The following is a 10,753-nucleotide window of genomic DNA, read 5'->3' as shown; positions in this document are numbered from 1 at the left end:
CTTGGAAGGGAGGGGATTAATCCTCAGCCAAGTTACTATGCAAGTATCCATCAAAAATATGCACAATTTACGGATGGATTTATTTCCTATTCAGACGGATGCCATGATGATGTAAATAAGGTGATATGGAGTATGCGTGGTTGGAATATTGAGAAACCGTTTCGTGAAATATTGACTGAATATTCCCGATTCTTTTTTAGCCCTGAAATTGCTGAAACAGCAGCCGAGGGCGTGCTTGCCCTTGAACAGAACTGGGAGGGTCCGATTATTGAGAACGGTTGTATAGAGACTACCTTAAGATATTGGCAGGAATTGAATAAAGAAAATCCGCAACTGGCTGATAACTGGCGTTGGCAGATGTTGGGATTGCGTGCTTATTATGATGCCTATCAGCGAAAAAGAAAGATTTACGAGCAGGGGTTAGAAAAAAAGGCCAATAAAGTTCTTGCAAAGGCCCAAAAGATTGGTTCAGATAAAGCCATGACCAAGGCTTTGGACATTATTAACAAAGCCGATTCGGAGCCTGTTGCTCAAGATCGTTATGACAAGATTGTCAGTTATTGCGATGAGTTATTTTATTCATGCGGATTGCAAACCAGTGTTCCCAAGTACCAGGCTTCGGGGGCGGAACGAGGATGTATCCTTCAATTCGCGAATTACCCTCTTAACAATCGATGGTGGCTGACAGACGAGTTTGAAAAAATAAGAAAAATGGAGAGTGAACAGGATAAACTGAAACGGCTGAAGATTATAAGAACCTGGGAAAATCCCGGGAAAGGTAACTATTATGATAATGTTTCCAACATTAAAACAGGCCCCCGAGTGGTGAGCAAATCTTTTGATGCCACTGATGTTGCCTGGTGGAATAACGGATATAGCCGGGCCAGGCTATCTTCTCAGCTTTTTCAGAATAATCCGGTTTTGGAATATGAAAACTTGGATTTTGAAGCGTACTATCTCATTCGGGTCTGCGGGCAGGGTGATGCCCTGATACGAGCAGATGGGAGACGTCTGGAGCCTATCATATATAATAAAGGGAGAGGAGAGTTCAAAGAGTTTATCGTTCCCAAATACATCACTCGGGATGGGAAAATGCGTATCACTTTTGATATTCCCGAAGAGTCACATCTTAATTGGCGAGAATATTCCCATATATCAGATGTTTGGGTGATAAAACGTTAAAATCAGGCTGTAGTATATTAACCAAAAGATAGAATAATTTTTAAATAGGAGTGATTTATGAAAACCAAGTGTTGTTTGTTTTTTATTGTTGTTTTTTCTCTGGCTTTGGTTTTTCAGCGGAGCAATGCCCAGAAGTCGCAAAAGCCTGTTCATAAAGATGTCCTTTTTTTACAGGATTATAGCGTTAAATATTATTTCAATAAACAGGAGACCAATCTGCAAAAAGTTTGTGCCGATCGAAACGGTGTTATTAAGATATTTTTTTCCAATGGTTTGCTTCAACCTCATGCAGGGGAGTTTCTTTATCCCGGTAAGCTTGAAGTAGATCGTTCTTATCGACCTATTTCAGACAAAAATATCAGGGATATAAAAACCTATCGGGATCAGTTTGTTTACCTTGATGACGAAGCCTTGTTAAGCAATGCCTGGGCAGGAACATTGTTTTCTGAACATGAGATGCCGGAAGCAAAAATCTTCGCTGGTGGCAAAGATTTCCTGTTCCTTGTTTCTGATGGGAAAAAACTGAGGCTAATCCGTGATTCGGAAATACTTTGGAAAGGAAAAATATCCGACCGGATTATTGATATTAAGTACACCTCCAGAAATAACCAGTTCTGGATATTAGGGCATAATACCCTTGCAACTTTTAATCCTGATGACCATAAACTAAAAACTATTTTTGAAGGAGACAATTTTACTTCCTTCGATCTGGCAGGATTTAACAGCAAAACCATCATTGGAACCGATAATGGATATATTGAAATCAATAATCTTAAGAAAGAGCAATCGGGTAAAACCCACAGAGCGTTACCGTGTCCCGAGATCACAGTAGTGGAGGAAATCAACGGGCACGTTTGGTTTGGCTCTCCCCAAGGTGCATTTATGTTGAGAGACGATGGTGAATTCAATTATTATTATGGTCAACGATGGTTACCGGGGAATAAGGTGATTGATATTGCCAAAGGTCCGGATCAGTCAGTTTTAATTTTAACTGAAAAAGGATTGGGAAAGATATGTTTTAAAGAGATGACCTTGAGAAAAAAAGCGATGTATTTTGAACAACAGGTGCGCCGCCGGCATATCCGTTATGGGTTTAATGCTACTTTAAGTGGCATGGATCACGGCAATCTATCAACCGGCTTTTTGAATGATTCTGATAATGATGGGTTATGGACCGCCATGTATCTTGGCAGCCAGGTTTTCAGATACGCTGTTACCCGCTCTGATGAGGCTTTGCAAAATTGCAGGGAATCGCTTGAGGCCATGGAGCGTCTCTACACCATTAATCCTTTACAGGGCTTTCCCTCCCGGTCTTTTGAACGCAGTGGTTATATTGATGTTTTGTCTGATCCTGAAAGATGGCAACACTCAACAGACCCGGAATGGGACTGGAAAGCCACAACCAGCAGCGATGAAGCCATTGGCCATATCTTCGCCTTCGGAGCTCTTGCAGAACTTGTTGATGAGGAGTCGCTTCGCACAAAGGCAGTAAGACTTATCGATCAATTGATGCAACATGTTGTGGACAACGATTTTTATCTTGTGGATTATGATGGTAAACCCACAACCTGGGGAAAATGGAATCCGGAATATGTAAATGCCCAACCCAAAATGGTAGGAGACCGCAAGCTCAATTCTTCAAACATCATTGCCATGCTGCAAACCGCCTATCATTTTACAGGAAAAGATATATACAAGAAAAAGGCTTTTGAATTGATGGATAAACATGGTTATCTGGATAATCTTATGCGGCCCATGGAAAAAATTGGCCAGGCACCTGATAGTGCTGATGAATGGAGCAAGATGTTGTCCGAATCCTGGAATCATTCCGATGATGAGATGTACTATATGGGTTACTGGGGCTTATACCGGTATGCTTTTAATGATACCTTAAAAGACAAATACAGAAAGGCAATCATTGACCATTGGGAACATGAGAGGCCTGAAAAGGAAGGACTTTGGAACCTTTTCACTGCGATGGTAAGCAATGAATTCGATCTTGAAGAAGCGATATGGTATCTTCAGGAACATCCGCTCGATCTGATTACCTGGGACATTAAGAATAGCCACAGAAAGGATCTCGAGTTCATCGAACAGAATTTCAGGAATCAAACCATAGCTGAAGTTTTGCCTCCTGATGAGTCACCCATCAATCGACACAACAGCAATAGGTTCCAACTTGACGGAGGCAATAATGGGAGTTCGGAATATAGCGCAGGTGATATTTGGCTGTTGCCTTATTGGTTGGGACGGTATTTGGGTGTAATAAGCAGTCCTCAAAAACATAATTAACCCATTTGAAATACAATAAAATATTAATAAATTTATCAACTAAATACCTCAAACTATGAAAAAAGTAATTTTAATTGTATTTTTCGCATTGTTACTTGGTTTTTTTGCCATCTCTATGCAAAATGACCGGGAAGAAGGTTCCACGGGAACTCAATCAACCCAGGCAGAATGGGTATCGCTTTTCAACGGCCGGAATCTGGAAGGTTGGTTTATTCGTGGCCGAACCCAGTGGTACGTGGAAGATGGAGTGCTTATAGGAAAAGGGGCGTTGGGGCATATTTATGCCGAGCCCGTTTTATCCGATCTGGAATTCAAGGGAAAATTCCGCATCAGTAAAGAGGGGAACAGTGGGATTTATTTCAGAAGCCATCCTCCGGAAGATAATCCTGACGGATTTCCCCGCGGTTACGAAGCCCAAGTTGATAATCACAGCGATGCCTTTACGGGCTGGTTGTGGAAACCCGGCAATCCAACTTGTGAGGCCGGGGAACTCATCACCGAAGATAACGAGTGGTTTTCATTGCGTATTAAAGCTGTTGGTGACCATCTTCAGATTTGGGTAAATGATAAGTTAATGACGGATTGTCACGACACAGAATATACACAGGGGCATTTCGCCATTCAGGGACATGATCCGGGTCAGAAAATTGAAGCAAAAGATTTGTATTACCGTGATTTGAGCGGAAACTGAAACAGTATTTATTTTATAGGATTTATAGGTGATATTTTTCTTTAGATAAGAATGAAGGATATATGAAATTGGAAAATACAGACATTGAAATTATCAAACCCCATATTCAGCGGGGCAAAATCAAACATGCCGTATTTGACTTTGACGGAACGATTTCTTTAATTCGTGACGGATGGCAGGATGTTATGGTTCCCATGATGGTGGATATTTTGATGGAGACTGGAACCAGTGAGAGCAGGAAAGATATTGAAGATATGGTGGTTCATTTTGTGGATCACCTTACCGGGAAGCAGACCATTTACCAAATGATGCAGCTTGCAGAAGAAGTCAAAAAACGAGGGGGTAATCCCCGGGATCCCATAGAATATAAAGATCTTTACTATGAAAAATTAAACCCGATAGTCGAGGAGAGAATCGCCAGGCTCGAATCAGGTGAGCTTACAGGTGAAGACCTCACCGTTAACGGAGCAATTGATTTTCTCAGTGATTTGTATAATTCTGATGTTAAGCTGTATCTGGCTAGTGGCACCGATGTGGAATACGTTATTCATGAGGCTGAAGTACTGGGTGTAGCTTCGTATTTTAAGCAGGGAGGAATTTTTGGTGCTTTGAGGGATTATAAAAATTTTTCAAAAGAGATGGTCATTCAGCAGATTTTGAAGGATTATAATTTAAGTGGCAGTGAATTGATGATTGTCGGAGACGGTGTGGTAGAAATCCGGAATGCAAAGGATATTAATGCCATTGCCCTGGGAGTTGCTTCCGTGGAAAATAACGCTTACAACATGAATGCCCATAAGCGCCAAAGATTAATTGATGCGGGAGCCGACCTGATGGTTACGGACTTTTCGGAGCACGAAAAGCTGATATCTTACCTTTTGGATGAAACTTGTTGAATCTTTGACTTTGAGAAGGGCTTGTTCTAATTTAATTTAAATATAGTATCTATGGATTCATACAATGGAAAATACGAGGTCTTTGATCGGCAGAGATTGCAGACCTATCCGATAGCACAGCGCCGTAACAAGGCTTCGGTTAACGCATTTATTGATTTAAAGGCATGCAGGGAAAAAACCTACACGATAAAAAACCGGGAGGGCTTACAATCTGTTGCTGGCAAAATTGTTCATGCTTACAACAACAATCAACCGGTCTTTTGGATGATGGGCGCCCATCCCATCCGGAATGGATTGTCTCCGATTATAATAGAATGGCTGAAAAAAGGGATAATAACTGTGCTTTCCATGAACACAGCAGCCTCAATCCATGACTTCGAGTTTGCCCTTATCGGAGAAACGAGTGAGGATGTTCCCAACGGCTTGTCCTCTGGTGATTTTGGATTTGCCTATGAAACGGGAAAATATATCAACGATGCCCTGAGGTGGGGAGCAGAAAATAACCTGGGGTATGGAGAATCATTGGGGGCTTTGATTGCAGGAGAAAAACTGCACCACAGGGATTTAGAGGAAGGTTATTCGGTCCGTTTTCCCCATGCCGAAAAAAGCATTGTTTATACGGCTTATAAAGAGAATATACCTGTAACGGTCCATGCTACTATTGGAACCGATATAATTGATCAGCATCTCAATTTTAGTGCCTCGGCCAAGGGAAAAACAAGCGGCTTTGATTTTGATATCTTCACCCATGAGGTCACCAAATTGAATTCCGGGGGAATGTATATTAATGCAGGGACTGCAATAACCGGACCTGAAGTACTTCTTAAAGCCGTTTCCATGGTTTCCAATGCGGGATATAAGATCCGTCATCTGAATACTGCAGATTTTGATATAAGATCGGTACCTGATAGATTTCCCGACAATACGAAAGAACAGTATTATTACAGGGATTTTAAGAGTGTAGTTACCCGAATACCTCAGGCCTATGAAGGAGAGGGCATATATATTCAGGGCAATCATCTGCAAACCATTCCGGCATTATATAAGCTTGTAGAAGAACAACTGGTATATGAGTAATCATTTAATAATTATTCTGAATAAATTAACCGCTTGAATAGTGGGGAAATACCAGAGACATATTGGTCGGCATGTTTAAAACAATTAATATATAGTATTTATGGAAACATTAAAGAAAGCAAGATTGAAAGATATCCTGGAAAGATCCCGGGAAAAAAAAGTTTTGATTATAGGTGATTTTTGCGTGGATGGTTATTGGGAGGCAGATATGTCCCTGTCCACTCTTTCTTTGGAAACCCCAAGATTTCCACGACCTATTGTAGATGAACGATATACCCCCGGCGCTTCCGGAACCGTAGCCTGGAATGCCAGCGACATTGGATTGGATGTTTACGGGTATTTTCTGATGGGAGATGACTGGAGAGGTGAAATACTCAAAAAGGAATTAAGAGATAGAGGAATTCATGCAGATTATGCACAATCTTTGAAAGATAGGATAACCCCAGCCTATATTAAGCCAATTCTTCATTCCAGTGAAAGTAAACAGGAAGATTCTCGTCTTGATTTTGACAATTACACGCTTCCATCGGAAGATTTTATTAAAAGCCAACTATCCACCATTAAAAATTTAATAGAAGAGGTAGATGCAGTTTTGCTGCAGGATCAGTTCGAGTGTGGAATTTTGGGAGTTAAGTATTTACGTGATCAGCTCAACCAAATAGCAGAAAATGCAGGCAAACCCTTTATGGTTGATTCCAGACACAGGATTGATGATTTTAAAAATATGATCTTAAAACCCAATAGGTTCGAAGCCATAAAAGGAGCTGGCATCGATACTCAATCAGAGGATGAAGAAATAGATCAAACAATGATTCAAAAGGCAGCTTCACAATTATATGCCCAGTCCAAAAAACCACTTTATATTACCGCAGCAGAAAAGGGGATGTATTTATATCAGCCGGAGAATAATAAAGATATTATACACATACCCACTATCGATCCCTCTGGATCCATTGATGTGACAGGTGCAGGCGATGCAGTCATGTCTGCGCTTATTGCCTCTTTATTGGGAGGAGCCTCCTATGCGGAAGCAGGCTTAATAGCTAATATAGCTTCTTCTGTTACCGTAAAAAAATTAAACCAGACAGGAACCGCCACTCCGGAAGAAATACTCTCAAAATACGAGGATTTTGACAAAAATCTGGAGTTTTAATATGGAAAAATATCTGGGAATAGAAATTGGCGGTACGAAACTGCAGGTTGTGCTTGGAAACAACAATACGGAGATATCAAAGAGGTCCCGGCTCAATGTGGGGGAAGTTAAAGAAGCAGAAACCATCCGGAGAAAAATGGAGCCGGTCCTCAGGGATTTTCTTGAATCTGACCGTATTGAAAGTATCGGTGTGGGGTTTGGCGGACCGGTAAATTATCAAGAGGGAACAATAGCTGTATCTCATCAGGTAAAAGGCTGGAGTGGTTTCAATCTGGTTGAATGGCTGGAAAACCTCTCGGGATTACCTGTTCAGGTTGACAATGATGCCAATACTGCAGCATTGGCAGAAGCTCACCTTGGAAGCGGAAAAACATATGACAAGGTCTTCTATGTAACACTGGGTAGTGGTGTGGGAGGAGGTTATATTATGAATGGAGAAATTTATCATGGAGTAGAACCCGGTGAATCGGAAATAGGTCAATTGCGCTATGATAAAACAGGGACTACATTCGAATCATTGTGTTCAGGATGGGCAGTTGATAAAAAAGCGCGCAATTATATATCTACTAATCCTGACAGCAAATTGACCGAATTGGTGGGAGAGAGTACCCACTCGGAGGCAGCTTTCATTACCCGGGCTGTTCAGAAAGGTGATGCCGGTGCAAAAGCCATCCTGGAAGAGACTGCTGAGGATTTGGCTTTTGGTTTATCTCATGTAGTCCATCTTTTTCATCCCGAAATGATTATTTTGGGGGGAGGGCTTTCTCTTATGGGAGAGCCACTGCGAAAATCTGTTGCTTCTAATCTTCCCCGGTTTGTCATGAAGGCTTTTTATCCGGGCCCAACGGTTTCTATAGCAAAATTGGGTGAGGATGTAGTTTCAATAGGTGCTTTATTACTTGCACAAAAAATATTCACTTAAAACAGATAAAATTATGAAGGTAAACGATTGGCTTGAAAACTATATTGAAGAGCAAAAGAAAGTAATTGATTCAATACCTGTTGATCAGGTTGGAGAAATAATTGAAAAGTTTGTTCATGCAAACAAAGATAAAAAGCAAATCTTTGTATTTGGCAATGGTGGAAGCGCTGCGAATGCCTCCCATTTTATAACCGATCTTGGAAAAAGTTCTTCCGAGGCAGCGGAAAACCGCTTCAAATGCTTTTCTCTTAATGAATGTACGAGCTTGATTACTGCGATAGGAAATGACTATGCATATGAAGATGTCTTTGTAGAGCAATTAAAAAATTTTGCGAATCCAAATGATCTGGTATTGACAATGAGTGTAAGCGGAAGTTCGCCCAACCTGGTTAAAGCATTTGAATGGGCAAATGAGAAAGGGCTGCATACCATCGCTTTGGTTGGCAATAAGAAAGGTAAACTTGCCAATATGGCCAATAATGTTTTTGTTGCTGATTCCGCTCATTACGGGAGGGTTGAAGATTTACACATGATGATATGCCATATGATTGCTTATGCATTTATTGAAAACCAAGATCTAACGAAATAATAAATTTTTTAAACACTTAAATTTAGGTTTATATGGACAAAAAATCTAATGAATCCGTGAAACCCACCTATAACAGAGGTTATGTCATTTTAATAGCAGTTATTGTAGCATTTGGTGGTCTGCTTTTTGGTTTTGACACCGGCGTTATTTCCGGGGCATTGCTGTTGATTAAAAATGATCCGGATTTGCTTATGAATAACATGGCTGTACTTCCGGAACGTCATCAGGAATGGGTTGTTAGTATCACAGTACTCGGTGCTGCAATCGGGGCTATACTCAGCGGTCGGATGACCGATAAATTGGGTCGTAAAAAGGTTATCATAATTGCTGGGTTTATATTTACCGTAGGCTCAATTGGTCTTGCTGCTGCCAATTCCGTTGCATTACTTATTATTTGGCGATTAATTATCGGATTCGGTATTGGTCTTGCTTCTTATACAGTGCCGCTTTATATTTCTGAAATTTCTCCAACCCAGGCTCGTGGCGCTTTGGTTTCTATCAATCAATTGGCTATAACGATTGGAGTTTTTCTTTCTTATATTGCGGGTTTGAGTTTTGCAAATTTTGAAGAAGGCTGGCGGTGGATGTTTCTGGCAGGGTTAATTCCATCTTTAATTTTGACTGTAGGTATGTTTTTCCTGTCTGAAACACCAAGATGGTTAATGGTTAACAAAGGTGAAGATGAGGCTAGAAAAGTACTTGATAAAATCGGGGAGAGCAATAAAGAAGAGGTATTAGAGAAAATTAAAAATACCGTAAAAAAAGAAAGAGAACAAATTCAAATAAGTTCCATGAAGCAGTTGCTTGCACCATGGGTTCGGCCAGCCCTGATTATTGGAGCGGGTATCATGTTTTTCCAGCAATTCACCGGAATCAATACGATCACCTATTACGCCCCGACCATATTTGAAATGGCAGGTTTCGGTGCAGAAAGCACCCAGCCTGTTTATGATGCAATTCTTCCCGCCCTGCCGCTTGGATTTGTGAATGTATTATTCACAGTAGTTTCCATTATGCTCGTTGATCGTTGGGGAAGAAAACCACTGTTATATCTGGGTCTTATTGGTATGACTGCTTCTTTAGCAGTTCTGGGAGTTGTGTTTACCTTCTATAGCAGCATTGGCGCTGTTACTGTTAAGTGGGCGGCTTTTACCAGTATGATGATTTATATCCCTTCCTTTGCAATAAGCTTGGGTCCTATTGCCTGGCTGCTTATTTCGGAAGTGTATCCTACCAAAATCCGTGGATTTGGAATGAGTATAGCTACTATGGTAAATTGGGTTTCCAATTTTATCATAACCAATACTTTTCTTACTTTGGGATTGGTTACCACTGGCAAAATGGCTGATCCTGCAGGAACAGGAACCTTGGTTAATCCCGGGGGTGCGTTTTTAATCTATGGAGCAATAGGCATTCTGGGGCTTATTTTTGTATACAGGTATATTCCAGAGACCAAAGGACATTCTCTTGAATATATAGAAAACCATTTTCTGGAAGGTAAGCATCCCAAAAATTTATGAGATACCGCTCGTCAAAAACAGCCTATTAACAGTTAGTGAAGCATTAGAAGGTTAAATAACATATTGGAATTTATGAAATATCTAAAAAACGCAGCTTTAAGTTCCTTTTTCTTTCTTTTCATTTTAACTTCAGCATGTACAAGAAGTACCACCAATAAGGAAAAACCCAACATAGTGGTGATAGAAATTGACGATTTGGGATATGGAGATGTCGGTGCATATAACGAAGAAATAGGTTTTACCCCTAATATAGACAAATTAGCTGAAGAAGGAATGCTCTTTATGGATTATCATTCGAATGGTCCCATGTGTTCCCCTACTAGAGCGGCTTTTTTAACGGGTATGTATCAGCATCGTTTAGGAGAAAGATTTGAAGGTGCTTTGAGTGCAAAAAGAAAAGATAAAGGATTACCTTTAAACACATTAACCAT

The 10,753-nt window shown here is 40.6% G+C and carries 10 protein-coding genes; all 10 read left to right on the top strand.

What is annotated here, in order from left to right; genetic code table 11:
• Positions 1 to 1,182 (top strand): hypothetical protein (locus KGY70_11000; protein MBS3775707.1); only part of this gene is annotated, 1,182 nt, incomplete at its 5' end.
• A 57-nt stretch (positions 1,183 to 1,239) separates the two neighbouring features.
• Positions 1,240 to 3,474 (top strand): hypothetical protein, encoded by a 2,235-nt coding sequence (locus KGY70_10995; protein ID MBS3775706.1) that lies wholly within the window; start codon positions 1,240 to 1,242, stop codon positions 3,472 to 3,474.
• Between the two features lie 55 nt (positions 3,475 to 3,529).
• A complete protein-coding gene (locus KGY70_10990; GenBank protein ID MBS3775705.1) occupies positions 3,530 to 4,165 on the top strand; it encodes a DUF1080 domain-containing protein in 636 nt (211 codons plus the stop codon).
• A 62-nt stretch (positions 4,166 to 4,227) separates the two neighbouring features.
• Entirely contained in the window at positions 4,228 to 5,061 is an 834-nt protein-coding gene (locus KGY70_10985) for an HAD family hydrolase (protein MBS3775704.1), read from the top strand.
• A gap of 51 nt (positions 5,062 to 5,112) precedes the next feature.
• The gene (locus KGY70_10980) at positions 5,113 to 6,138 is read left to right on the top strand and encodes a hypothetical protein (GenBank protein ID MBS3775703.1); all 1,026 of its coding nucleotides are present in this window, start codon (positions 5,113 to 5,115) and stop codon (positions 6,136 to 6,138) included.
• A 100-nt stretch (positions 6,139 to 6,238) separates the two neighbouring features.
• Positions 6,239 to 7,291, top strand: coding sequence for a hypothetical protein (locus tag KGY70_10975; protein MBS3775702.1), 1,053 nt, complete (start codon positions 6,239 to 6,241; stop codon positions 7,289 to 7,291).
• A gap of 1 nt (position 7,292) precedes the next feature.
• Complete coding sequence (locus KGY70_10970) at positions 7,293 to 8,213, top strand: ROK family protein (GenBank protein MBS3775701.1); 921 nt, start codon at positions 7,293 to 7,295, stop codon at positions 8,211 to 8,213.
• Complete coding sequence (locus tag KGY70_10965) at positions 8,191 to 8,802, top strand: SIS domain-containing protein (GenBank protein MBS3775700.1); 612 nt, start codon at positions 8,191 to 8,193, stop codon at positions 8,800 to 8,802. The genes KGY70_10970 and KGY70_10965 overlap by 23 nt, the downstream gene beginning before the upstream one ends.
• Positions 8,803 to 8,834: 32 nt before the next feature.
• Positions 8,835 to 10,322 (top strand): sugar porter family MFS transporter, encoded by a 1,488-nt coding sequence (locus tag KGY70_10960; protein ID MBS3775699.1) that lies wholly within the window; start codon positions 8,835 to 8,837, stop codon positions 10,320 to 10,322.
• 72 nt (positions 10,323 to 10,394) lie between these two features.
• Positions 10,395 to 10,753: sulfatase-like hydrolase/transferase (locus KGY70_10955; GenBank protein ID MBS3775698.1), on the top strand; the 359-nt coding region annotated here is incomplete at its 3' end.

This window comes from Bacteroidales bacterium (genome assembly GCA_018334875.1).
GTDB lineage: Bacteria > Bacteroidota > Bacteroidia > Bacteroidales > UBA12077 > JAGXLC01.
Note: the sequence above shows the minus strand (reverse complement) of the source record. Positions and strands in the feature narration are given on the sequence as shown.

What these genes read in the sequence shown, in the direction of transcription:
- KGY70_10990 (MBS3775705.1), top strand. Translation starts at nt 3,530, where the DNA reads ATGAAAAAAGTAATTTTAATTGTATTTTTCGCATTGTTACTTGGTTTT.
- KGY70_10970 (MBS3775701.1), top strand. Translation starts at nt 7,293, where the DNA reads ATGGAAAAATATCTGGGAATAGAAATTGGCGGTACGAAACTGCAGGTT.
- KGY70_10960 (MBS3775699.1), top strand. Translation starts at nt 8,835, where the DNA reads ATGGACAAAAAATCTAATGAATCCGTGAAACCCACCTATAACAGAGGT.
- KGY70_10975 (MBS3775702.1), top strand. Translation starts at nt 6,239, where the DNA reads ATGGAAACATTAAAGAAAGCAAGATTGAAAGATATCCTGGAAAGATCC.
- KGY70_10985 (MBS3775704.1), top strand. Translation starts at nt 4,228, where the DNA reads ATGAAATTGGAAAATACAGACATTGAAATTATCAAACCCCATATTCAG.
- KGY70_10995 (MBS3775706.1), top strand. Translation starts at nt 1,240, where the DNA reads ATGAAAACCAAGTGTTGTTTGTTTTTTATTGTTGTTTTTTCTCTGGCT.
- KGY70_10980 (MBS3775703.1), top strand. Translation starts at nt 5,113, where the DNA reads ATGGATTCATACAATGGAAAATACGAGGTCTTTGATCGGCAGAGATTG.